The 23696-nt window shown below is 71.6% G+C and carries 16 protein-coding genes and 1 pseudogene; 11 read left to right on the forward strand and 6 right to left on the reverse strand.

Translation table 11 applies throughout. The features are described 5' to 3' along the window. The first annotated feature begins 93 nt into the window (after nt 1-93). Nucleotides 94-645 (forward strand): hypothetical protein, encoded by a 552-nt coding sequence (locus tag WMF31_RS25435; protein WP_436604423.1) that lies wholly within the window; start codon nt 94-96, stop codon nt 643-645. Nucleotides 646-903: 258 nt separating this feature from the next. On the opposite strand, the pseudogene WMF31_RS25440 reads toward WMF31_RS25435, so the two are convergent. Continuing rightward, nucleotides 904-1014: pseudogene (locus WMF31_RS25440) on the reverse strand (aldo/keto reductase); the annotation flags it as partial. Nucleotides 1015-1392: 378 nt separating this feature from the next. Here WMF31_RS25440 and WMF31_RS25445 point away from each other — a divergent pair. Both WMF31_RS25445 and WMF31_RS25450 read left to right on the forward strand, forming a co-directional pair. Further along, nucleotides 1393-2229 carry an AraC family ligand binding domain-containing protein gene (locus WMF31_RS25445; RefSeq protein ID WP_436604424.1) on the forward strand — a complete coding sequence of 279 codons (837 nt, stop codon included), beginning with the start codon at nt 1393-1395 and terminating at the stop codon, nt 2227-2229. A gap of 255 nt (nt 2230-2484) precedes the next feature. Further along, nucleotides 2485-3396 carry a family 16 glycosylhydrolase gene (locus tag WMF31_RS25450; protein WP_436604425.1) on the forward strand — a complete coding sequence of 304 codons (912 nt, stop codon included), beginning with the start codon at nt 2485-2487 and terminating at the stop codon, nt 3394-3396. A gap of 510 nt (nt 3397-3906) precedes the next feature. Here WMF31_RS25450 and WMF31_RS25455 read toward each other — a convergent pair. After that, nucleotides 3907-4992 (reverse strand): aldo/keto reductase, encoded by a 1086-nt coding sequence (locus WMF31_RS25455; RefSeq protein ID WP_436604426.1) that lies wholly within the window; start codon nt 4990-4992, stop codon nt 3907-3909. A 141-nt stretch (nt 4993-5133) separates the two neighbouring features. Between WMF31_RS25455 and WMF31_RS25460 the strand changes: the two genes are divergently transcribed. The 4 genes from WMF31_RS25460 to WMF31_RS25475 all read left to right on the forward strand — a co-directional run bounded on the left by WMF31_RS25460 (nt 5134) and on the right by WMF31_RS25475 (nt 12565). Beyond that, nucleotides 5134-5964: a helix-turn-helix domain-containing protein gene (locus WMF31_RS25460; RefSeq protein ID WP_436604427.1), complete on the forward strand. Its 831-nt coding sequence runs from the start codon at nt 5134-5136 to the stop codon at nt 5962-5964. Between the two features lie 117 nt (nt 5965-6081). Then, the gene (locus WMF31_RS25465) at nt 6082-7311 is read left to right on the forward strand and encodes a PQQ-dependent sugar dehydrogenase (RefSeq protein WP_436604428.1); all 1230 of its coding nucleotides are present in this window, start codon (nt 6082-6084) and stop codon (nt 7309-7311) included. A gap of 165 nt (nt 7312-7476) precedes the next feature. After that, complete coding sequence (locus WMF31_RS25470) at nt 7477-10329, forward strand: hypothetical protein (RefSeq protein WP_436604429.1); 2853 nt, start codon at nt 7477-7479, stop codon at nt 10327-10329. Between the two features lie 142 nt (nt 10330-10471). Continuing rightward, a complete protein-coding gene (locus tag WMF31_RS25475; protein WP_436604430.1) occupies nt 10472-12565 on the forward strand; it encodes a S9 family peptidase in 2094 nt (697 codons plus the stop codon). Between the two features lie 54 nt (nt 12566-12619). Here WMF31_RS25475 and WMF31_RS25480 read toward each other — a convergent pair whose 3' ends face one another. Then, nucleotides 12620-13393: a hypothetical protein gene (locus WMF31_RS25480; protein ID WP_436604431.1), complete on the reverse strand. Its 774-nt coding sequence runs from the start codon at nt 13391-13393 to the stop codon at nt 12620-12622. 242 nt (nt 13394-13635) lie between these two features. Here WMF31_RS25480 and WMF31_RS25485 point away from each other — a divergent pair, with 242 nt between their 5' ends. Continuing rightward, the gene (locus WMF31_RS25485) at nt 13636-14577 is read left to right on the forward strand and encodes a hypothetical protein (protein WP_436604432.1); all 942 of its coding nucleotides are present in this window, start codon (nt 13636-13638) and stop codon (nt 14575-14577) included. 37 nt (nt 14578-14614) lie between these two features. Further along, nucleotides 14615-16858, forward strand: coding sequence for a type VI secretion system Vgr family protein (locus WMF31_RS25490; protein ID WP_436604433.1), 2244 nt, complete (start codon nt 14615-14617; stop codon nt 16856-16858). A gap of 151 nt (nt 16859-17009) precedes the next feature. Here the strand turns inward: WMF31_RS25490 and WMF31_RS25495 are convergent, their stop codons facing one another. Continuing rightward, entirely contained in the window at nt 17010-18110 is a 1101-nt protein-coding gene (locus WMF31_RS25495) for a hypothetical protein (RefSeq protein WP_436604434.1), read from the reverse strand. 412 nt (nt 18111-18522) lie between these two features. On the opposite strand from WMF31_RS25495, the gene WMF31_RS25500 reads away from it, so the two are divergent. Beyond that, nucleotides 18523-19563: a bacteriophage T4 gp5 trimerisation domain-containing protein gene (locus WMF31_RS25500; protein WP_436604435.1), complete on the forward strand. Its 1041-nt coding sequence runs from the start codon at nt 18523-18525 to the stop codon at nt 19561-19563. A gap of 63 nt (nt 19564-19626) precedes the next feature. On the opposite strand, the gene WMF31_RS25505 is transcribed toward WMF31_RS25500, so the two are convergent. Then, a complete protein-coding gene (locus tag WMF31_RS25505; RefSeq protein ID WP_436604436.1) occupies nt 19627-20703 on the reverse strand; it encodes a hypothetical protein in 1077 nt (358 codons plus the stop codon). A 303-nt stretch (nt 20704-21006) separates the two neighbouring features. Between WMF31_RS25505 and WMF31_RS25510 the strand changes: the two genes are divergently transcribed. Then, on the forward strand, nt 21007-22212 hold the full coding sequence (locus WMF31_RS25510) for a toll/interleukin-1 receptor domain-containing protein (RefSeq protein WP_436604437.1): 1206 nt from the start codon (nt 21007-21009) through the stop codon (nt 22210-22212). A 186-nt stretch (nt 22213-22398) separates the two neighbouring features. Here WMF31_RS25510 and WMF31_RS25515 read toward each other — a convergent pair whose 3' ends face one another. Continuing rightward, entirely contained in the window at nt 22399-23502 is a 1104-nt protein-coding gene (locus WMF31_RS25515; RefSeq protein WP_436604438.1) for a hypothetical protein, read from the reverse strand. Between the last annotated feature and the right edge of the window lie 194 nt (nt 23503-23696).

The raw sequence follows: 23696 nt of genomic DNA on the forward strand, positions 1-23696 counted from the left end.
GCGCGCGCGCCTCGAGAGCCCCGCGCGCGCCGTCGTCGCCCTCGATTCCCTGATCGGGCGGGGGCGCCCCCGGGCTGCTCGCCGCCATCGACCATGATCCCCTCCTCCGCCGCTCCGCTGACCGCCGCCGCGCTCGCGCTCGCCGCGCTCCTCGCCCCCTCCCAGGCCGACGCGTTCGAGCGGCAATGGCACGCCGGCGCCGGCATCGGGTACGCGCTGCTCGCGGACGGCGGCTCGTACCCGGGGATCGGCGGCAGCGTGCACCTGACCTACGGGCTCACGGACGCCTTCAACGCGCTGGTCGAGCTCAACACGGCGTCGCATCCGGGGGGCGATCTCATGATGCTCGGCGCCTCCGCGGGCGCCGCGTACGTGCTCGACATCCTGCAGTGGGTCCCGTACGTGGGCCTCATGGCCGGCGCGTACGACAGCGTGCGCCTCGCGCCGTGCGGCTCGCATGGCCAGCCGGACTGCCACAGCGGCAGGTTCGGGGTCTCCGTCCCGTTCGGCCTCGATTACGCCTTCAGCCGCCAGTTCGCCGCCGGCTTCGCCGGCAAGTACACGCTGCTCATCCCGGGCGCAGGCGACGGCCCGGGGAGCTATTTCACCGCATTCGCCCGTGCGGAGTTCCTCTGGGGCTACTAGCACCGAGCGCCCTCGCAGCCTTTGGGGCTGCAAGAAGTCGGTGCTCGGGGCTGAACGCGAGACCCATGGTGGGGAGACGCGTACAGGCGCCCCCCGGTGCTCGTCACGGGCTCAGGACCGCTCGCTCTCGTCCTTCGGCGCCATCGGCGACGCTGGCGCGCTCTCGCCTTTGACCGTCGTGCCGCCGTTCATGAACGCGCCGGCCACGCGCAGGAAGCCGGCGGGGAAGTCGAGCGCCGGCTCCGAGGGCGCGTCGAGCGCGGCCCCCCACGCCGGCGTATCGGAGACGCCGACGTAGCCGACCTTGCCGGCCGTCACCAGATCGCCGAGGGCTCGCACGGTCTCCTCGACGGGCGTGTTCTTGTCCCAGGGTTGCTATCGCGTCGCTTATCCCGGAGGTGGTGGATCGCAAAAACAAGCTTCTGTCAGCTACTACAGCATGGCTGTACGAGACGCCAGCAGCAGCGAGGGCTTGACTTTTCGGAAGCCATGGACCTGCCCTAGCCCTCCGCTTGTCATGCGCTTCGCGGCCGAGGCGCTGACGCGCTCCTGCGCCAGGGAGCCGGATTTCGAGCGCCCCGTCGCGTGGTGCTCGCCGCCCCCACCGCTCGGCGGACACGCCCCCATCGAACACCTCGAGGCACATCCAAGAATGTGCGTTTTAAGGTCTCTGGCTGCCCCCAAGGGCCGCTGCACACCTTCAGCGCCGTGCTTCCCTACCCGGGCTGCGCTATCATTGGACTCACCGTGAGCCTGCTGTGGCAGTCGTTCCCCATGCCCGAAGGTCGCCGCGCCCAGGCATGGCGTTATCATCCGGCCTACAGGCGACCAGCCCATTTTCACAACGAACCGGAGTTCAATCTCGTCGTCCGGGGGACTGCCAGCTTTCGCGTGGGGCATCGTCGCGTTCCGATGGGCCGCGGATCGCTGTTCTGGTACCCGCCCGGGCTGGATCACTACCTCGAAGACGCCAGCCCGGACCTCGATCTCTATGTGGTGGGGTTTCGGCCCGAGTTGCTCGATGCGTTCGCGCGCGAGCACGGCTGCGCGCCGCGCTTTTCTAGGCCGCAGCAGCACCTTGACGAGGCCACCTTATCGGCCTGTGCAGACGCGATGTCGCATGTGCCCAGCAGCCGCGACGACCCGGCTGTAGAGGGACGGCTGCTCGAGTTGTTTGCAGTGCTGGCCCCAATGACGCCTCCTCCGCAGATGAGCCTTGGCCACCGTGCTGCGGCCCTGCTGGTCGAGGCGCCAAGCCTTCGCCGCGACGAGCTGACCCGACGCCTGGCCAGTAACCGCGGCGATGTGAGCCGCAAATTTCGCCGCGACCAGGGGCTGTCTTTGACGGAGTACAAGAACCGGCTGCAAACGCTGAAGCTCCTCGAGCTGCTCGAACACGGCTCCAGCCACTTGACTCACGCGGCGCTCGAAGCCGGGTTCGGTAGCTACTCGCGCTGTCACCAGGTAATCAGCGAGTTACTGGGCATGGCGCCCAGCGGGCTCCTCGACCCCGGTACCCGGAGACTACTCGCCGACAGGCTGGAACCGTTGAGCCCACAGCACGATCGCCGAGATCCCGGGTAGCCCGCGCACCCACACCTTTCGTTTCCGACGCCGATGCCCCGCGAATCGGCGTTCAGTCTACACAAACGCACAAACCGCGATGCTCGCCGTACGGCGGCTGAGTATGCGATCGGCATGCGAAGTCGACCAGCCCTTGCCTTGCTCGCGCTCCTGGCTTTTTCTGGATGTTCCAACGGCTCGTCGGATCCGAACTCCTCTCCTGCCGCTGGTGGATCTCTCCCCAACACGGCGACGGGTGGGGCTGCTGGCGGCCCCATGACCGGTGGCCATGGCGACACGCCGCCAGAGATGCCCATGACCAGCGGCTCGGGGACGGGCGGCTCGGGGACGGGCGGCTCGGGGACGGGCGGCGCAGGGACGGGCGGCTCGGGGACGGGCGGCGCAGGGACGGGCGGCTCGGGGACGGGCGGCGCAAGTTCCGGTGGGACGAGTGGCGCAACGGCAAGCGGCACCGGTGGCGCCGCTGGAGGTGGCGCTGGTCATGGCCGCTTCGAGCTCGCCTGGGAAGATCCGTTCGACACCGTCGATCTCACTCGCTGGCAGCTGATGACCCACAGCTGGGACGGCAATCTCGCGCAGTTTACCGGCGAAAACGCCGCGGCCGGCGACGGCATCCTGCATCTTTCGTTGACGGCAGCCAATGACATTAGCAAGCCCTTCCGCGGCGTAGAAATGCGCTCTCGCGAGACACTGACCTACGGAAAAGTAGAGGCGTCAGCTCGGTTTGCGCAGGGCTCCGCCGTCGTCTCTTCTCTGGTGCTCATTTACACCCCCTGGCCCCCCGACGACTGGAACGAGCTCGACATTGAATTCTTGGGCAAAAACACCGATCGTATTCAGTTTAACCATATGGTGAACATCCCGCCGGCCGATCCAGCCACCGGCCACCTCCAGTTCCCCGAGCTCGTCACGTTGGACTTCAACCCCGCAGCGGGATTTCACACCTATGCCATCGAATGGGTGCCCGGAGAGGCGCGCTTCTACGTCGACGGAGCGCTCATGCACACTGCCACCGAAGAAATGGCACGCATGGTCCTCCCTCAGAACATCCTCTTGACCATCTGGGCCTCTGGGTCGCCAAGTTGGGCAGGTCCCGTCGACAGCAGCACCGCCCCCTCGCGCGCCGAGTACGACTGGCTCCGCGTCTACCGCTACGTCGGTCCGTAGGTGCTTCGTGGGGTCCGAGCCACTGAAAGCGGCGCTCACGCGCAATTGGTGCTAGGACGGGAGGGCGACGAGCACGTCGTGGCTGCAGCCTTCGCGGTCGCAACGCAACAAGCCTCGCGCGAGGTCGCCGCAGCCGAGATGATGCTCGAAGGCGGCGACGGCGTATCTCGGGAGCGGGGCCGCATACGCCCCACAAGGCGATGAACCCGACGTGCAAGGCCAGGATACAGCTCGTCGCCAGCCGCCGCCCGCCCGGCGCTCCGGGCCGCGCGTCCGGTGCCTGCGTATTCCGACGCCGATGCGGTGGCCTTGCTCGTGGTGCTGGCGAGCGCGATGCCATGATCTCGTCGTGCGTGGAGTGGCCGTCGACGGCGGCCTTCTCGCAGGCCGGGGGCAACGCAGTGCGGAGGAAGCCCGCACCTCTTCGCGGGAGCGGAGGTGCTCGGGGCTGAACGAGAGATCCGTGGCGGGGAGACGCGTACGAGCGGCCCGCCGGTGCTCGGCACGTGCTCAGTACCGCTCGCTGTCGCTCTTCGGCGCCATCGGCCACGCCGGCGCGCTCTCGCCGTTGATCGTCGTGCCGCCGTTCATGAACGCGCCGGCCACGCGCAGGAAGCCGGCGGGGAAGTCGAGCGCCGGCTCCGAGAGCGCGTCGAGCGCGGCCACCTGCTCGGGCGCGAGCTCGACCTCCAGGCAGGCGAGGTTGTCGTCGAGCTGCGCCAGCGTGCGCGCGCCGATGATGGTGGAGGTGACGCCCGGCCGGGCCACCACCCAGGCGAGCGCCACGCGCGCCGGCGTGGAGTCGAGCTCCCTGGCGATCTCGACGAGCTTGTCGACGATGGCGTACGCCTCGTCGGTGAGCGCGGACAGCACGAACGGGCCGCGCGCGGGCTCGTGCTTGCCGGCGTTCTCCCGCGTGTACTTGCCGGAGAGCACGCCGCTCTTGAGGGGCGACCAGGGCGTGACGCCGAGGCCCAGCTCGCGCGCCATGGGGATGAGCTCGCCCTCCACCGTGCGCTCGAGGAGCGAGTGCTCGATCTGCAGCGCGATGAACTGCGCCCACCCGCGGAGGCCCGCCAGGACGTGCGCCTGCGCCACCTTCCACGCCGGCGTGTCGGAGGCGCCGACGTAGCGGACCTTGCCGGCCGTCACCAGATCGTCGAGGGCCCGCACGGTCTCCTCGATGGGCGTGTTCTTGTCCCAGGCGTGCATCCAGTAGAGGTCGATGTAGTCGGTCTGCAGGCGGCGCAACGACTGCTCGCACTGCGCGAGGATGGCCTTCCTCCCGGCGCCGCCGCCGTTGGGGTCGCCGGGGTAGAGGTTGGCGGTGAACTTGGTGGCGATCACGGCCCGGTCGCGCTTGCTCGGGTGGCGGCCGAGGTGGTCGCCGATGATCTTCTCGGAGTGGCCCTTGGTGTAGGCGTTGGCGGTGTCGATGAAGTTGCCGCCGCGCGAGAGGAAGCGATCGAGGATCGCCTCGGACTCCTTGACGCTGGATCCGAAGCCGTGCTCATCGCCGAAGGTCATGGCGCCGAGGCACAGGGGGCTGACGCGCAGCCCGGAGCGGCCGAGCGTGACGTAGTGGTCGAGGTTCATCGTGGTCCTCCTTGGGGTTCGGGCTGAAGCGCCCTCGCTGGACCGCAGCGTGCGCCCGCGCCGGCGTGAAGTCTTGGAGGAAACGGCCGGGACGGGGCCGGGTGGGTTGATGGCGGCCCAGGGCGAGCGCACGATGGAGTCGTGCCGGGCTCGATCGAACAGACCATCGCGCGGCGCGCCCCGCCCCCGGAGGTCGGCGCGCCGGCGTCGCGTGCGCTCCGCAATTTCGTCGTCGCCGTCCGCGCCACCACGCCGCCGATCACGAGCATCGACCTGCTGCCCGACGGCACGACGTCGCTGGTCTTTCGCCTCCTCGACGCGGACCGCGCCGATCTCGTCGTCCTCGGGCCCAAGACGCGGGCCGTGTACAAGCGCGCGCCGCGCTTCCTGCTCGCGGTGCAGGTGGTCTTTCGGCCCGGCGGCGCGTACCCCTTCTTCGGCGTGCCGATGGACGAGCTCGCCCATCGCATCGTCCCGGCGCGCGATCTCTGGGGCCGACGCGCCGACGCCCTGCTCGAGCAGCTGGCGGCGATCGGCCCCGGCGTCACGCTGGACCCCATGCGAGCTCGCCTGGACGCGATCGAGCGCGCCCTCGAGGACCGCCTGCTCGGCCCCGACGTGTTCGAGCCCGCGTCGGCGGCCGTCGCGCGCGCCGCGGTCCGGAAGCTCTCGCTCGGCGGGATCACCGTGGAAGAGGCGGCGAGCGCGCTCCACGTCAGCCCGCGGAACCTGCGACGCGCCTTCGCGGCGACCGTCGGCGTCTCGCCGAAGCAGTACGCGCGCATCGCCCGCTTCCAGCGCGTCGTCTCGAACGCGCAGGTCGCCCGCGGCTCGTGGTCGGAGGTCGCCCTCGCGAGCGGGTACTGCGATCAGCCGCACCTGGTCCGGGAGTTCCGCGAGATCGCAGGGCTCTCGCCGGTCGCGTTCATGAAGCGACGCTCGACCGGCGAGCTCGAGCGCGCGCGCTACTAGCTGGCGCGACCGCGCCGAGAGCGCCGATCCGGGCCCGTCGCCTGCGCGGGAGGCCGCCGCGCTGCGGCGCCTGTACCGGACGCGGGGAGCCCTTGTAGAATGGGCCGAGGGGGACCGGTGAATCACGGGAGCGCTGCGCGAGACGGAACGGGCCCGGAACACGCGGAGCCGGCTGCGCGCCCTGGGCTCCGGGGCCTCTGGCGCGCGCTCGCGGGGCTCGCCGTGGCGGCGGCCGCGCTCTCCCCCGGGTGCACGTGCGGCCCATCGTCGCCGCCGCCGCCGCGCAAGGAGGTCGCCCGCGGCGTGACGCTCTCGGTGTTCGCCCGCGGGCTCGACGAGCCGGTCGCGCTCGCGTTCGCGCCCGGTGACGCGTCGGAGCGCCTCTTCGTCGTCGAGAAGCGGGGGCGCGTCCGCGTCCTCGCGGGCGGTCGCGCCGTGGACCCGCCGTTCCTCGACCTGTCCGCGCTCGTCTCGACCGGCGAGGAGCAGGGCCTCCTCGGGCTCGCGTTCCACCCGCGCTACGCCGAAAATGGGCGCTTCTTCGTCAACTACACCGACCGCGAAGGCGACACCCGCGTCGTCGAGTACCGCGTCGCGGCGGGCGCCCCCGATCGCGCGGATCCGGCGACGGCGCGCGAGCTGCTCCACATCGCCCAGCCGTACGACAACCACAACGGCGGCCACCTCGCCTTCGGGCCGGACGGCAGGCTCTACGTGGGCACCGGCGACGGCGGCAAGCGCGACGACCCCCACGGGCACGGGCAGGACCGGCGATCGCTGCTCGGCAAGATGCTCGCGCTCGACGTGAGCGGACAGGGGCCTGAGCGGCCCGCGCCGGACGTCGTGCAGATCGGGCTCAGGAACCCGTGGCGCTACAGCTTTGACCGCAGGACCGGCGACCTGTACATCGCCGACGTCGGCCAGGACCGCTACGAGGAGGTCCACGTCGTGCCGGTCGACAGGCTCGCGGGCCACAACCTCGGGTGGAACGTCGTGGAGGGGGACGGCCACTGCCTCCACGACGTCCCCTGCGGCCTCGAGGGGCTGACGCCGCCGGTCATCGAGTACCCCCACGCCCACGGCTGCTCGATCACGGGCGGCTTCGTCTACCGGGGCGCGGAGCTGCCAGAGCTCGACGGGCTCTACTTCTACGCCGACTACTGCACCGCGCTCCTCCGCAGCTTCCGCTGGCAGGACGGGCGCGCCACCGAGCCGACCGACTGGAAGCCGATCCTCGATCCCGACGGCGACCTCTCTCGCCCCACCTCCTTCGGAGAGGACGCGCGCGGCGAGCTCTACCTCGTCTCGCAGGACGGCGTCATCTACCGGTTCTCGCGGCGAAGGTGATCGCGGCGCGCGGCGGCGGACGCGGCCGCGCTGGTCCGGCGCGGAGAGCAGGCTCCCCGCGAGAAACCGCCGTCGTTCCCGTGACGTCCGGCGCGGGAAACGTTTAAGAAGGAGCAGGCGCGCCCCCGCAGAGCCTCCGGGCGCGCCGCGTCGAGGGAGTGGACCGTGGAACAGCTTTGGCAGCGCATTTCCGAGGGCCGGCACACCGCCCTCCTGGACATCGTCCCCGGGGAGCCCCCGCCCCAGCTCGGGCTGCGCGTGCTGCGCGTGCGCTGCGACGTGCCCGAGGCGACGCTGGGGCCGCTCCACGAGGTGCGGGGCAAGATCGAGCGGCTCGTCGGCGGGGCGCCGCCGCTGCTCGATCAGGCGCGGACCCGCGTCGTCTCGGGGCTCAGGCGACGGCTGCTCGGCGACGTCCACGAGCGGATGGCCGACGCCGAGCTCATCGACGCCCTGAACCGCCTCGCGCGGCAGACGGATCGCCGGTGGGCGATCGTCTTCGACGCCGTGGAGCGCGCCGATCCCGCCACGCTCGACGTGCTGCGGCGGGTGGTGTCGCGCGCCGACGCGCTGGAGGTCGCGCTCGTCCTCTCCTTTCGCCTGCACGCGCCCACCGGCCCCGCGGGCGAGCTGCTCGCCGCGGTGCGCGCGGCCCTCGGCCCGGACGCCGTCATCCGGCCGCCCGACGGCGCGAGCGCGCCGACCTGTGCGGTCGCGCCCCCGCCGCCGCAGGTCTCGCTGCGCGATCTCCCCGGCGACGTGCTCCGGGTGCTCCGGGCCGGCGCGATCGTCGGCTCGGGCTTCGAGGGCGAGCTCGTCGCGGCGCTCCTCCGCATCGACGCGGTCGACGTGCTCGAGGCGCTGCAGCGCGCCGCGGACGCGGGCGTCCCCGTCGAGGACCGCGGCGAGGGGCGCTTCCATCTGCCGCAGGAGACCGTCGAGGCGCTCCGGAGGTCGATCCTCCCGTCGCTCGCGCGCGTGTGGCACCGGCGGCTCGCGGCGCTCCTCTGCGAGGAGCAGCCCGAGGCGCGGCCCGCGGCCGCGCCGGTGCGGGCCGGGACGGCGCCGCCCGTGCCGCCCCCCCCGTCGTCGTTGCCGGCGCCGGCGTCCACGATCGGCGCGCCGCGCGCGACCACCGCGCAGCCCTCTCCGCCCGCGGCCGCGCCGCCCGGCGCCCTCGCCGCCGCCGGGGCGAGCCATCCGGCCAGCAGCGCGGCGGCGCAGGGCCCCGGCGACGGCCGGGACGAGGCGGACGGCGAGCCCGGGCTCCCGGCGCCGCGCGCGGCGCCGCAGGCGACCGACACGCTGAGGCCGCCGCCGGCCGCGGGCCATCCGACCGGCGCGCCCCCGGGCGCCCCGCGCTTCGCGACGTCGCGGGTCGCTGCCCCCGAGCGGCCTCAGGACAGGTCCACGCCGATGGCGCCTGCCGCGCCCGGGGGCCTGCCGTGGCCCTACGCCGACCTGTTCCTCCGGGGCGGCGACGGCGGCCCCCCCTCGGAGCCGCCCGAGTCCCTCGTGCTCGACGCCCCGCCCGACTCGCTGGACGCGCCCATCCCGGGGCCGGTCCGGGTGCCGCGCGACCTCGCCCCGTCCGGCGCCGGCCCCGCGCCCGACGAGCCGGGCGCGGCGCCGAGCCGCTCGGCGCTGGCGGGCTCGCTGCGCGTCCCGGCCACGCTGTCCGAGCGGGCTCCCGCCGCGGCGCGCCCTTCCGTGTCGTGGCCCCCGGTGACCGACGCCGCGGCCGCGGCGCGCCTCGTCGATCCCGCGCGCGCCGCGGCCGAGTCGCTGCGCGCCGCCGCGCCGCTCGAGGTGTCCCTGCACCCGGCCCCGCCGGCGCAGGGCCGCGACGGCGCGACGGGGGCCGCGAGCGCGGCGCCGCACGGCGCGGGCCGCCGGGGCCACGAGGCGCGGGCGGCGGCTCACCTGACCGAGGCCGGCGAGATCGAGGCGGCGGCGCGGCGGTACCGCGCTGCCGCGACGGAGGCGGCGGCCGCGGGCGCGTACGCCCAGGCGCTGAGCTACGGGCAGAAGGCGCTCTCGCTGCTCGACGGCCTCCCGGCCACGCCGGAGCGCCGGCGGCTCCGCATCGGCGCGCTCGCGGGCATCGGCCGGGTGCAGTGGATGGCGGCCGGGCCGGACCCGGCCTTCACGCTGGCGGGCGCGCTCGAGGTGCTCGACGCCGCGCGGGCGCTCCTCGCGCCGGGCGACCCGCCGGAGCTGCACGCCGAGCTCGCCGCCCTCCTCGCGAGCGTCTGCTACGACGTGGGCGACCTGCGCTCGCTGGAGCGCGCGCTCGCGGAGCTCACGGCGGCGAGCCGCCTGCTGCTCGACGCGGGGGACGCGCTCGGCGCCGCCCGGCTGCTCAACGACCAGGCCGCGGTCTACGTGCGCATGGGCGATCCCGTGCGGGCGACGCACCTCCTGACCGAGTCGCGCCGGGTCTTCGAGGAGCGGGCCCGGGTCGATCCGGCCGCGCGCGTCGAGCTCGCGGAGACCGATCACCTGTTCGCGCGGATCCCGCTCCATGTCCCTGCCCGGCCCGGGCGCGAGTCCGACGCGCTCTCGATGGGCATCGACCACGCGCTCGCCGCGGAGCGCACCTACAGGCAGATCGGCGACGCCCGGGAGCTCGCCCGGGTGTGGGAGACCCTCGGCCGGCTGGAGCTGCGCAAGGGGCGCCTCGATCGTGCGACGCAGCGCCTCACCGCGGCGATCGAGGCGGAGCAGGCGCACGGCGATCTCATCGGCCTGGCGCGCTCGACGGCGGCGCTCGCGGAGGTGCTGTCCGCGAAGGGGCAGCACCGGGAGGCGCTGACGTTGCTGGCCGGATCGATGGCGATGAACCTGGAGAAGGGCTCGCCGGTGGGGCTGGCATACAACCGCCGGGCGCTGAACGCGCTCGTCCCGAACATCTCGCTCCAGGGCGAGGAGGCCGAGGCGCTGCGGCAGGTCGCGGCGCAGCTCGCGGCGGCGGAGGCGATCCTCGGCCGCCTGAAGCTCCCCGGCGAGCCTGACTGAGCCGGCCAGCCCCTCCTCGCCGGCGTGCTCCTCCCCTCTTCGCCGGCGCGCGCCTCCCCCCCTTCGCCGGCGCGCGCCTCCCGCTTCGCCGGGCGGCCTTTCAACCTTGCCGTGGCCCGGCATCGCGGGCGAAATGCGCCGCATGTCGTCCCTCCCGCAGCGGCGGCGGCGCCGCGACAGCGCGCTGCCGCTCCTCCTCCTTCCCCTGTCTGCCGCGTGCGCGCCCGCGCCGGCCGTCCCCGCGAACGGCGCGCCCGCGCGGCCGCCGGCGACCGCACCTGCCGAGGCGCCGCGGGCGACGCCGGCCGCACCGTTGGTCGAGACGCCCTCTCCGGCGGGCTACGAGGGGCACGGCGCGGCGAGCGTGTCCCCCGAGATCCTGGCCCGCTACGCGCCGCCCCCGCTCCCGGACGACGTGTCGCGCCGGATCCAGGCGATGCTCGACGTGCGCGCGCCCGGGGGCGGCGTCCTCGGGCCGGACGGCAAATCGCTCTTCTTCACCTGGACGATCACGGGGACGAGGCAGGTCTTCCGGCTCGACGGGCCTCAGCGCTTCCCGGTGCAGCTGACGGGCGGCGAGGACGCGACGGTGGTCCGGGACATCACGCCGGGCGGCGCGCACCTCGTGCTCTCGCGCGATCGCAAGGGCGAGGAGAACCCCGGGCTTTACCTCCAGGACGTGAAGGGCGGCCCGCTGCTCGCCATCCAGCACGAGCCCGGCGTGCAGACGCAGCTTCAGCTCGTCTCCGACGACGGGCGATACATCTATTATCGAGCCAACGACCTCCGGAAGGACGCGTATGCCATCTACCGGTATGACATCGCGTCGAAGCGGCGTGAGCTCGTGTTCGATCGCGAGGGCATCTGGCGCGCCGTGGACGCCACGTCCGACGGCCGCCTGCTGCTCGCGAGGGACGTGGGCTCGAACATGAGCGAGTTCTTCGAGTGGGCGCCGGGCCCGAAGGGCGCCGCGACGCCGGATCTGGCGGCCGGGACGCTGACGTCGCTGTTCGGGCTGGGCGAGCGCGAGGACTACGAGGCCGCGTACGGCGCGGCGCCCGGCGAGATCCTCGTCCTCACGCCGCGCCTCGGGGAGCATCGCCGGCTGTACCGCTGGAAGGAGGGGAAGCTCTCGCCGATCACGCCGGAGATCCCGTTCGACGTCAGCGGGTTCTCCATCGACCGCGCGAAGCGGCGGATCCTCTACACGGTGAACGAGCGCGGCTACACGCGGCTCCGGGCGCTGGACGCGAGGACGCACCGCGAGCTCAAGCTGCCCGCGCTCCCCGCGGCCGATCACGTCGTGCCGGTCGCGACGACGAGGGACGGCCGGTACACGACGCTGCTCGTGGAGACCTCGAGATCGCCGGCGACGAGCCATGTCCTCGACTGGACCACGGGCAAGCTCACGCAGTGGCTCACCCCGAGCATGCCCGAGGTCGACGCGGACGCGTTCGCGGCGGCCACGCTCGAGTCGTACCCGGCGCGGGACGGGACGCAGATCCCGATGTTCGTGCGGCGCCCCGCGCGCTGCGACCAGCCGTGCCCGGTGATCGTCCATTTCCACGGCGGCCCGGAGAGCCAGACGACGGCCGGCTTCGGCGCGCGGGCGCAGATCTTCGTGGACGCCGGCTTCGTGTTCGTCGAGCCGAACGTGCGGGGGAGCGACGGTTACGGCAAGACGTGGCTGCACGCCGACGACGGCGCGAAGCGGCTCGACGTCATCACGGACATCGAGGACGCCGCGAAGTTCGTCAGGGCGCATTTCGGCCACGAGGGCCGGCCGCCCCGGGTCGGCATCTTCGGCGGCAGCTACGGCGGCTATTCCGCGCTGGTGGGCATGACGATGTTCGCCGGGGCCTACGACGCGGGCGCCGCGGTCGTGGGGATGAGCAACCTGGTCACGTTCCTGAAGAACACGGCGCCCTACCGGCGCATCCTCCGGATCTCCGAGTACGGCGATCCCGAGAAGGACCACGACGCGCTGATGAAGCTCTCGCCGATCACGTACCTCGATCGGGTGAAGTCACCGCTCTTGATCGTGCAGGGGGTGACGGATCCGCGCGTCCCTGCCGGCGAGTCGGTGCAGATCCAAAAGGCGCTGGAGGCGAAGAAGATCCCGTCGGAGCTCATCCTGTTCGCCGACGAGGGGCATGGGGCGCAGAAGCGCGACAACCAGGTGCTCCAGTACGGGCACATCGTGCGCTTCTTCCGGACGCACCTCGGCGGGAAGTGAGCTCCCGGGGGGGTATCCCGATCTGCCCCGCCTCGGGCCTACCGCCTCCTTGAATTACCCTCTCGCGGACATCGCCCCTCCCCGCGCCCCGCGACGATCCCGCCGTCCAGCGGCCTGCGGCGTCGATGACGGCGGGGTGGGCGCGGCGGGGTCCGTCGGGGCGCGGACCTCGTCCGCGAGGTCGTCGAAGATCTGCGGCATCAAGGACAGCTCGCCGTGGAGCCGGAGCACGCACCGGACGAGGAGCTTCGCGGCGCCGTAGACCTCGAGCCACGCGGCGCGCGCGGCCTGCATCTCGGGGGTCGGGGTGCGGCGCTCGAGGCGGCGCGCGCGCACGCTCCTCGCGAGCGGCGCGATGGCGTCCCGCGAGCGCCTGATCTCGGCCGCCCAGGCCTCGCGGTCCGGCAGCCGGCGCCCGCGCAGCTCGATCACGTCGAGGGCGTGCGTCATGGTCGCGGCGAGCTCCGCGGGGCGGCGGCGGAGCACCGTGGCGAGGCTCTCTTGCCGGAGGAGGTCGCGGGTCAGCGCGGCGCCGCCGGGCCGCGCTCCGGCCTGCTGGACGAGGCGGCGCATCACGTCGCGGCCCGCCGCGATCGGATCGGCCTTCCCGCGCCGCGCGCGGCCGGACGCGGGGGGCGTGGCCCGGGCGGCGGCGGCCTTGCGCGCCTCCTCGAGCACGGCCTCGGTCGCGGCGTCGAGGCGCGCCGCCATGGCGCGCAGGGCCTGCCTGAAGTCCGCGTCGATCGGCAGGACGAGCTCCTGGATCCGCGACACGGTGAAGCGGCCGAACGCCTCGATATCACGCTGATAGATGTGGGCATCGGACATGAGGACAACTCCACTGCGCACGGGCGCGCTCAGGGCCTGTCGACAGGGGCCATGATCGCCCGGCGGGCCACGCCGCCGAGGGCGCGGCGGGCGCCGGAGACAGGCGATCCCGGCCGGAGCTCTCTCTACATGACGCGCGCGAGCGCAGGGAGGGGGATTTCGCCGGCGCGCATCGTCGGGCATTGACGGATGTCGCCGGCCCGGAGAGATTGGGAGCCCCGGCGCGTCCGACGACAGCAGCGATGATCACGAAACAGCTCAAGCGCTTGCTGATGCTCCCATCGCCCAACGCGCTGCGCCTCCGGCCTCCCCCATCGACCCAGGGGGCCACTGCGCTGCCCGGGCTGGAGGACGAGCCCGCGCCGCGGCCCCCCGGCGAGCCTGCCCCGAGCCGCCCGCCGGAGGTGCCGAGCTATCTCCGTGCTGCGCCGGCCGCCTCCGGGCTCGCCTCGCCGGCCGCCTCCGGGCTCGCCGCGCCGGCCGCCTCCGGGCGCGCCTCGCCGGCCGCCTCCGGGCTCGCCGCGCCGGCCGCCTCCGGGCTCGCCGCGCCGGCCGCCTCCGGGCTCGCCTCGCCGGCCACCTCCAGGCTCGCCGCGCCGGCCTCGGCCGGCGGGCCGCCCCGGCCGGTGGACGACCCCGCGTCGCTGGTTCCGCCGGGGATGCGTGGGTTCACGGACCTCCGCGGCACCCAGCCGACCTCCGACGCCGCGGCGCGAGCCCCTGTGTTGCCCTTCGGCCCCCCCGCGCCTCCGCTCGCGGGGCCGGTCGCGGACAGCGCCCTTGTTCCGGAGGGCATGCGCGGCTTCACCAGCCTGACCGGCACCCATCCGATCTCCGGAGCCCCGGCGGCGCCGGCCTTGCCGTTCGCGTCCGCCGCGCGCGCTGCGCCGGACGCGCCCTCGAGCGCTGCGCCGGACGCTCCCTCGAGCGCCGCGCCGGCCCCGGCGCTCTCGCTGGAGCAGTACGCGTCGCTGTGCGCCGATCTCGCCGCCTCTCCCGGCGACGCGGAGGCTCTCTTTGCGCGGTACGGGCTGGGCCGCCCCGAGGCGCGCCTCGCGGTGGACGGCTTCTGGCGCGACCGCCTGGCGCGCGACCCTGCGGCGCACCGGCGGTGGCGTGAGCTTTACTGGCAGCACCGCTCCCGCTCTTCTCCCGACGGGAAGAGCCCGCACGACCCGCGATGAGCGCCGCGCCCGCGGCGCCCCCCCGAGGAGACGCGACATGGCCATCGACGTGAGCCTGACGTTCCCCACCTCCGGAGTCACCGGCTTCGAGGTCCATCAGCTCGATTACCGGGACGCGCTCAACGAGCTCTTCGAGCTGACGCTCGAGGTGACGAGCCCCGATCCGGAGGTCGATCTCTCGAGCGTGGTGGGCGAGGAGATCGTCGTCGATCTCGGCGCGGAGCCGTTCCTCCGGCGGGTGCGCGGCATCGTGCGGCGCGTGCGGCAGCTCTCGGCGGAGCCGACCGGCGTGTCGCGGTACGAGCTGGCGGTCGTGCCGCCCCTCTGGCTCGCCACGCGGTGTGTCGACAACCGCATCTTCCAGCACCTCACGGCGGACGCCGTGTGCAAGGTCGTGGTGGGCGTGTACGGCGGCCGGATCCCGGCGCCGGTCTCGCTGGTCACCTCGCCCGACCGGCCGGCGCCCGAGTACCGCGTCCAGTACGGGGAGACCGACTGCGACTTCATGTTCCGCGCGCTCTCGGAGGAGGGCCTCATCGCCCACTTCGATCACGGGTCCGGGAGCAGCGACTGGGTCCTCCTCGAGGACACGGCCTTCACGGACGACGGCGCGCCGCGGGTGCGCTTCGTGCCGCCGGTGGGGTCCGGCATGAACGCGGCGGCCCCGGCGGTCTCGTTCATCGCGGTCACGTCGTCCATCGAGACGTCGATGGTCACGGTGCGGGACTACGACTTCAAGAAGCCGGACTACGTCCTCGAGCAGCGGGCCGAGGCGTCGCAGGCGACGTTCGTCCGCGAGGCGACGCTGGAGCGCTACGAGTTCCTGACGAACCGGTTCGCGGCGGCCACCGAGAAGCGGGGCGAGGCGCTCGCCCGGCGGTACCTGGAGGAGGCCCGCTCGGAGCGGCGCGTCCTCACGTGCCACACGAGCTTCGCGCTCGGCGCGGGCGGTCGTTTCACGGTGGAGGGTCACCCGCGGGCCGACGTGAACGGCCAGCTCCTCGTGGTGCGGTCGCGCTGCACGGTCACGGAGGGGGCGGACGGCCACCCGGTGCGGCGGCACGTCCTCGACTGCGTGCCTGCGGGCGATCCATGGCGGCCGGCGCGCCGGCCCAAGCCGCGCATCCACGGCACGCACACCGCGTTCGTGGTCGGCAACCAGGCGGGCGTGGACGAGATCGACGTCGACGAGCACGGCCGCGTCAAGGTCGAGTTCCGGTGGGATCGCCGCGATCTGCACGAGGGCAACCCGACGCGGTTCGTCCGCGTCTCGCAGGGCTGGGCCGGGCTCGACTACGGCATGGTGATGCTGCCGCGCGTGAACGAGGAGGTGATCATCGCCTACCTCGACGGCGATCCGGACGAGCCGATCGTGGTCGGGCGCCTGCACAACGCCTGGAGCGTGGCGCCGCTCAAGCTGCCGGCGGAGAAGACGCGCTCGATCTGGAAGAGCAAGACCTCGCCGGGCGGCGAGGGGTTCAACCAGATCATGATGGAGGACAAGAAGGGCGAGGAGCTGCTCGAGCTGCACGCCCACCGCGACAACCTCGTGACGGTCGGCGCGACCCAGACGGTGGACGTGGGCGGCGCCCAGGAGGTCCACGTCGCGGGCGCGCGGGGCGACCACGTCGAGGGCGCGGTCGAGGAGCGCTACGACACGTCGCTGACGACGAACATCGACGGGCCGCAGGAGACGACCGCGAAGGACGTGACCGAGCGCTACGCCAGCCAGGACACCGAGATGGCCGGCAAGAAGCGCACGAAGGCCGGCGCCGTGGTCGAGGACTTCAAGAGCCTGGAGACGACGGTCGAGGGGCTCCACGAGGAGAAGTTCGGGTCGATGAAGCTGGAGGGCGGGGGCGTCACGTGGAAGGTGGGCGCGCTCGACTGGCAGACGAAGGGGATCACGTGGACGCTCGACGGGAGCGGCACCATCAAGGCGCCGAGCTTCGTGATCGACGCGCCGGAGTTCAGGGTCACCAACGCGGGGAGTCACAAGGAGACGAAAGGCATAGTGGAGACGTTGCAAGCCGCCTGGGATGAGAGGACGACACGCAAGGCATCGGTCATCAGCGCCGAAAAGAAGTTCGTCATATTGGAGAGCAAATTCTACGGCTTCAGCACCAACGTCGGCATGGTCAAAAACGACATGTGCGTCCTGAAGATCGACAGAGCCGCCTATAGGATGCAGAATACGCCAACCGAGCTCGGCAAGAGCATGAGCAGCATCAGGCAGACCGGTTTGAGCACCTTAATCGCCGGCATCGTCACGATCGTGTGATCGCATCGGGCATACCGTGCCACTCGCCAGAAGATTCCTGGTTGCGACAGAAGCCACACGGGAGCCCGTCACATGGCAAACCTCGGCAGGCTTCCCTGCAATGCCAACCACTTCCAGTCACGAGCAGGTCGACACGACATGTCCGGCGGCGTCACTCCAGCACTGAGGGCACGAGCTCGACGTGCACCCTCTTCGGTTTTTCCGGGATCGCCCAAGCACGTATCTTGCCATTTTTGCCCCCGAGCTCCGCCAACCGCTTCCTGCGCTCATTGGAGGATTTAAGAACCAGGCGCGTCAATATCACCGCAGGCTGACCCGGCGGCGTAAGAAGCACCTCGACGCCGGACGGGTCGCCCATGTCGCCAGCTATCCGACCGACCACTTCGTGCTCCGGGCGACAAATACGGCTGTGGAGCCATCGCCCGTGAAGCCACATGGCCGATGGAACACTGAAGATGCAGAGCAAGCTACCAACAACCACCCGCGCGGGGTCTAAGTGCTTCTCATACGCAAAGATGATACCGGCTATGGGGACGAGGAGAGCGAGGATCATCGCCACCTCCAAGGCCCGCTCGGCTAGCCTGGTAAAGTTCTTCGTATCGGCCGGCCCCCGTCGCGGATCGTTCGCCACATAGATCGCCAGCCACCACCGCCTCTTGACGCGCGGCGGGTGCAGCGCAGCCCACACCGCATCGGGCAACGCCACCCGCGCCCCGCAGTAGCCGCACGGCACGAGCCGGCTCGACCCGTCCGCCACGAGCGGCCCGCCGCACTGGGTGCACGCGACGTGCACCGGCTCGCGCGGGCGCTCCTCGGCCACGGCCGGCTCGTCGCTCACGAACCCGAGCACCGGGCTGTCCTGCGGCAGCCACGGCGGCCTGGGCAAGATCGCGCGCCCCGCGCCGCAGCCCGGGCACACGCAGCCGCCCTGCGGCGCGAGGCGCATCGGCCGCTGGCAGCGCGGGCACGGCGGCGCATCGTGGCCGCGCAGCCACTCCACGTGCGGCCCCGGCGGCGGGCCGCCCTCGCCCCACTCCGGGCCGTGGCGCAGGTACCCGGGCGCGAACTGCACCACGTCCTTCTCGACGTCGCGCAGCGCCTCGTCCCACACCGAGGGCGGCAGCGCCGACTCCATCAGGCAGCTCGAGCAGCGGCACCGGTCGGCCAGCGTGTTGACCGCCATGGGTACGCTGCAGTGGGGGCACGGGCTGAGGAGCTCGATGCCGGCAAACTCGACGGTCGCGGTGCTCATGGGGTCTCACGGCCTTCGGCGCCCCGGGGCGCGCTGCGCAGAATGTACACGAAGCGCAGGTCTTCGCGTGTGATCGGAGCATGCCGCCGCAGGGCTCGACACCGGCACGCGACGGCGTCGCGCGTAGCCGAGGAGGCCTCCTCGTCGGCCTCGAAGGCCCTCGGGACGAGAGCTACCGCGCGCACGATCGCGGGAACGCTCCTACCGCCGCCGCCAGGGTCGCGAGCTGGCCATGCCCTCGTTTCCAACCGGCCGCCAGGGTCCCGACTCGGCCACGCCCTCGTCCCGCAGCCCCGATCCACCTCCCGACCTCACACGCTCTCATTTCTGACCGGCCGCCGTCACGACCTCACCGCTCCTTCCCGACGACGGCGCGCCGCGGGTACCGTTCGTGCCGCCGGTGGGGTCCGGCATGAACGCGGCGGCCCCGGCGGTGTCGTTCATCGTGGTCACGTCGTCCATCGAGACGTCGATGGTGATGCTGCCGCGCGTGAACGAGGAGGTGATCATCGCCTACCTCGACGGCGATCCGGACGAGCCGATCGTGGTCGGGCGCCTGCACAACGCCTGGAGCGTGGCGCCGCTCAAGCTGCCGGCGGAGAAGACGCGCTCGATCTGGAAGAGCAAGACCTCGCCGGGCGGCGAGGGGTTCAACCAGATCATGATGGAGGACAAGAAGGGCGAGGAGCTGCTCGAGCTGCACGCCCACCGCGACAACCTCGTGACGGTCGGCGCGACCCAGACGGTGGACGTGGGCGGCGACCAGGAGGTCCACGTCGCGGGCGCGCGGGGCGACCATGTGGAGGGCGCGGTCGAGGAGCGCTACGACACGTCGCTGACGACGAACATCGACGGGCCGCAGGAGACGACCGCGAAGGACGTGACCGAGCGCTACGCCAGCCAGGACACCGAGATGGCCGGCAAGAAGCGCACGAAGGCCGGCGCCGTGGTCGAGGACTTCAAGAGCCTGGAGACGACGGTCGAGGGGCTCCACGAGGAGAAGTTCGGGTCGATGAAGCTGGAGGGCGGGGGCGTCACGTGGAAGGTGGGCGCGCTCGACTGGCAGACGAAGGGGATCACGTGGACGCTCGACGGGAGCGGCACCATCAAGGCGCCGAGCTTCGTGATCGACGCGCCGGAGTTCAGGGTCACCAACGCGGGGAGCCACAAGGAGACGAAAGGCTTCGTGGACACGCTGATCGCGAGCTGGAACGACAGGACCTGGTACAAGTCGGCGGTTATAGGAGTGGAGACGAAAGCCGTAATCTCCGAGACAAAGGCCTTCGACCGGAGCGTCAATATCGGCTATCAAAAACTGGACGTTACCGGATTCAAGGTCGACTTCGCTGCCTTCAAGATGCAGAACAACTCCGTCAACATGAAGACCATCGGTACCAAGATCGGCAAGAACGCGGTTTGGACGACCATGGCTGGCATCTTCTCGATCGCGTGAACCGGCATCTGTACGCCAGCCGAGCCGCACACCTGTGGCAGTGAGCCAAACAGAGCGAGGCACCTATTCCAGTGCAGAAGGTGTCGGCTCGACATGCGATTGTTCCGCACGTCCAGGCATCAGCCATGCGCGAACCGTTCCGCCATCACCCCCGAGCTCGGCGAACCGCTCTGCGCTCGTTTGCAGCACTGTATACGCCAGCACCAGGTCCGGCTGATGCGGCTTGGTCAGACGCACCCTGGTCCCTGGCTGCACACGCCAAGGACCGACCAGACGGCCCACGACTTCGTTCTCAGGGCGACAGATGCGCCGATAACGCCAGCGCCCCCGGATCCACATGGATATAACGACGATCAGGGGTATGGCCACGCCTGATGCGGCGAGAATGAGATTGCGAAGCACCGGAAGAGCCAGGATAAATATGTTGAACCCAAGCCCCACAGAGAGAAGACAACCGAGCGCAACCGATGCATGGAAAGCGCTGGGGTCGGCCGGCCCCCGCCGCGGATCGTTCGCCACGTAGATCGCGAGCCACCACCGCCTCTTGACGCGCGGCGGGTGCAGCGCAGCCCGCACCGCATCGGGCAACGCCACCCGCGCCCCGCAGTAGCCGCACGGCACGAGCCGGCTCGACCCGTCCGCCACGAGCGGCCCGCCGCACTGGGTGCACGCGACGTGCACCGGCTCGCGCGGGCGCTCCTCGGCCACGCCCGGCTCGTCGCTCACGAACCCGAGCACCGGGCTATCCTGCGGCAGCCACGGCGGCCTGGGCAAGATCGCGCGCCCCGCGCCGCAGCCCGGGCACACGCAGCCGCCCTGCGGCGCGAGGCGCATCGGCCGCTGGCAGCGCGGGCATGGCGGCGCGTCGTGGCCGCGCAGCCACTCCACGTGCGGCCCCGGCGGCGGGCCGCCCTCGCCCCACTCCGGGCCGTGGCGGAGGTACCCGGGCGCGAACTGCACCACGTCCTTCTCGACGTCGCGCAGCGCCTCGTCCCAGACCGAGGGCGGCAGCGCCGACTCCATCAGGCAGCTCGAGCAGCGGCACCGGTCGGCCAGCGTGTTGACCGCCATCGGCGCGCTGCAGTGGGGGCACGGGCTGAGGAGCTCGATGCCGGCAAACTCGACGGTCGCGGTGCTCATGGGGTCTCACGGCCTTCGGCGCCCCGGGGCGCCTTGCGCAGAATGTACACGAAGCGCCAGTCTTCGCGTGTGATCCGAGCATCCCGCCGCAGGGCTCGACGCCGGCACGCGACGGCGTCGCGCGTGCTCGGGGATGCAGAGCGCCCGATCGCGCCCCCCCCCCGCGCTCGCCCGTGATTAGCCTCCGCCACGGTCACGACCGGACCACGCCCTCCATCGCTCAGGGCGCCCACGCGCTCCGGTCGGCACGGCGGGAAGCCGGCCGGGATCGGCGACGCTCCGCAGCCCGGCGGCGATTTTGCCGTGGTGGACAGCGAGTCGGGCGTGCGACGCTCCTGGCGAGCTGTGGGAGCGCACAGAACCATCACATTGGGGCCGCAGGTCGCGAACGCGGAGGAGCTGCTCGCCCGCTACGACGCAGGTGAGAGGTTTTTCCCCTTTGCGGACCTCCAGGGTGCCGACCTCCAGGGCAAGCGGCTAGAGGACATCAACCTCCAGGAAGCAAACCTCCAGGGCGCGAGCCTCCAGCGCGCGAATCTCTGCAGGGCGGCCCTCCGTGGCGCGAACCTTCAGGGGGCGAACCTCCGGGATACATTACTCCTGGGTGTCATGCTGTGGGACGCGAACCTTCGGGGAGCGAACATCCAAAGTGCGGACCTGCGGCACGCGCGCCTCGAGCGCGCGAACTTTCAGGCTGCCAACCTGTCTATCGCGCTCCTCCAAGGCGCGAACCTGACTGGCGCGAACCTGACTGGCGCAAACCTCCTCGGCACGAACCTCGAAGACGCCAATTTCCAGGGGGCGGATCTCAAAGGAGCGGATCTTCGGCACTCGCGCCTACGAGGCACATTGCTATTGAATGTCGACATCACCCCCTTATGCACTGCCGACCCGCCAGTCGTTCACATGGGCCCAAGTTATATAGATCACACGTCCATCCTCCGCTCTGTTCGCGTGCCAAACCTCAAAGATTTCTTGATCCGAACGGGCATGCCGGGAGTCACTGTCGAGTACGCGGTCGACTGCGCACTTTCCCTCAAGACGGAGATATTCAAGATGTTACAATCCACATTCATAAGCTACGGTGCTCCAGACGAACCCTTCGCGCGCAAGCTCAATGAGGCCCTGTACCGCAATGGGGTCACGACGTTCTTCTTCCCCGAGCATGCGGACCCCGGGGAGAAGCTCCACCGCATGATGCGGAAGGGTGTGAACGAGCATGACCGCATGATCCTCATCTGCTCGCGCTACTCGCTCGACCGCAAGGGCGTTCTGAACGAGCTCGAGGAGATCCTCAGCCGCGAGGCGCGCGACGGGGGCGCCTCGTACCTCATCCCGATCCGACTCGACGACTACGTGTTCACGGGCTGGAGGCCGTCGAACGCAGACGTCGCCCAGGCGGTACGCGATCGCGTCGTGGCCGACTTCGAGGGAGCAAACGAGGACGAGGCGAAGTTCCAGGCCGGCTTGCAGAAGCTCATCCGGACGCTCAGGAAGAAAACGGTTTAGGCCGGGGACGTCGCGAGGGGGTGGCGCGCCGGGGAGAGCAGTGCAGTTCGATCAACGTCCTTCTAAATAGGCGAGCACGATTCGTGCAACGGCCGAGCGGGCTCAGGATTCTTGAGGAGGCCGGTCCTGGGCCCTCGGGCTGATGTTCTCCAGGCTGGCAAGGTTCTACCCGTTGCCGAATCAGGATCAGGTATTTAGAACGGAGGGCATGGGCTCCACGTGAACCGCGGTGGGATTACCGCGAGCGATCCATGCGCGCACTCTGCCACCCTCGCCACCAAGCTCCACGAACCGCTTTTCGCTAAGATCGCGGAGGACCACACGAGCCAGGACATTGTTCGGCTGGTGTGGCGGAGTTAGCAGCACCTCGGCACAGTTGGAGCCACGCGCGCTCCAGGGCCCCTGCAATCTACCGACCACCTCATGTTCGTCGCGGCAGATGCGCACGTCACGCCAGCACCCCCAGAAAAAGAAGCCGAATGGAATAGAGAAGAGCGCGCAGAGGCTACCACCTATCACCACCAGGGGTTCCTGCTGGGTCTCTGCTGCGACGATTATGGCGGTGAAGAAAACGGGCATCGCGAGGACCACACACGCTGTGAAGATCCGGATGATCAATCCGACAAATCGTTTGTTCTCGGGCCGCCCCCGTCGCGGATCCGAGGCGACATGGACGACGAACCACCACCGTCGCTTGACGCGCGGCGGGTGCAGCGCAGCCCACACCGCATCGGGCAGCGCCACCCGCGCCCCGCAGTAGCCGCACGGCACGAGCCGGCTCGACCCGTCCGCCACGAGCGGCCCGCCGCACTGGGTGCACGCGACGTGCACCGGCTCGCGCGGGCGCTCCTCGGCCACGGCCGGCTCGTCGCTCACGAACCCGAGCACCGGGCTGTCCTGCGGCAACCACGGCGGCCTGGGCAGGATGGCGCGCCCCGCGCCGCAGCCCGGGCACACGCAGCCGCCCTGCGGCGCGAGGCGCATCGGCCGCTGGCAGCGCGGGCACGGCGGCGCGTCGTGGCCACGCAGCCACTCCACGTGCGGCCCCGGCGGCGGGCCGCCCTCGCCCCACTCCGGGCCGTGGCGCAGGTACCCGGGCGCGAACTGCACCACGTCCTTCTCGACGCCGCGTAGCGCCTCGTCCCACACCGAGGGCGGCAGCGCCGACTCCATCAGGCAGCTCGAGCAGCGGCACCGGTCGGCCAGCGTGTTGACCGCCATCGGCGCGCTGCAGTGGGGGCACGGGCTGAGGAGCTCGATGCCGGCAAACTCGACGGTCGCGGTGCTCATGGGGTCTCGCGGAAGGCGCCCGGGGGCGCATGGCACAGACTGTACACGAAGCGCCGGTCCTCCCGCGCGAGCGGCGCGTCCCGCCGCAGGCCCGACGATGGCACGCGGCGGCGTCGCGCGTGCTCCGCGCCTGATCGAGGATGCAGAGCGCCCGATCACGACCTCCGCGCTCGCCCGTGACGAGCCCCCGCCAC

Source organism: Sorangium sp. So ce1036, from assembly GCF_051369805.1.
Lineage (GTDB): Bacteria > Myxococcota_A > Polyangia > Polyangiales > Polyangiaceae > Sorangium > Sorangium cellulosum_F.

Coding starts and splice junctions, on each gene's coding strand:
- WMF31_RS25435 (WP_436604423.1), top strand. CDS start 94: ATGATCCCCTCCTCCGCCGCTCCGCTGACCGCCGCCGCGCTCGCGCTC.
- WMF31_RS25450 (WP_436604425.1), top strand. CDS start 2,485: ATGACCGGTGGCCATGGCGACACGCCGCCAGAGATGCCCATGACCAGC.
- WMF31_RS25455 (WP_436604426.1), bottom strand. CDS start 4,992: ATGAACCTCGACCACTACGTCACGCTCGGCCGCTCCGGGCTGCGCGTC.
- WMF31_RS25475 (WP_436604430.1), top strand. CDS start 10,472: ATGTCGTCCCTCCCGCAGCGGCGGCGGCGCCGCGACAGCGCGCTGCCG.
- WMF31_RS25480 (WP_436604431.1), bottom strand. CDS start 13,393: ATGTCCGATGCCCACATCTATCAGCGTGATATCGAGGCGTTCGGCCGC.
- WMF31_RS25485 (WP_436604432.1), top strand. CDS start 13,636: ATGATCACGAAACAGCTCAAGCGCTTGCTGATGCTCCCATCGCCCAAC.
- WMF31_RS25490 (WP_436604433.1), top strand. CDS start 14,615: ATGGCCATCGACGTGAGCCTGACGTTCCCCACCTCCGGAGTCACCGGC.
- WMF31_RS25495 (WP_436604434.1), bottom strand. CDS start 18,110: ATGAGCACCGCGACCGTCGAGTTTGCCGGCATCGAGCTCCTCAGCCCG.
- WMF31_RS25500 (WP_436604435.1), top strand. CDS start 18,523: ATGAACGCGGCGGCCCCGGCGGTGTCGTTCATCGTGGTCACGTCGTCC.
- WMF31_RS25505 (WP_436604436.1), bottom strand. CDS start 20,703: ATGAGCACCGCGACCGTCGAGTTTGCCGGCATCGAGCTCCTCAGCCCG.
- WMF31_RS25515 (WP_436604438.1), bottom strand. CDS start 23,502: ATGAGCACCGCGACCGTCGAGTTTGCCGGCATCGAGCTCCTCAGCCCG.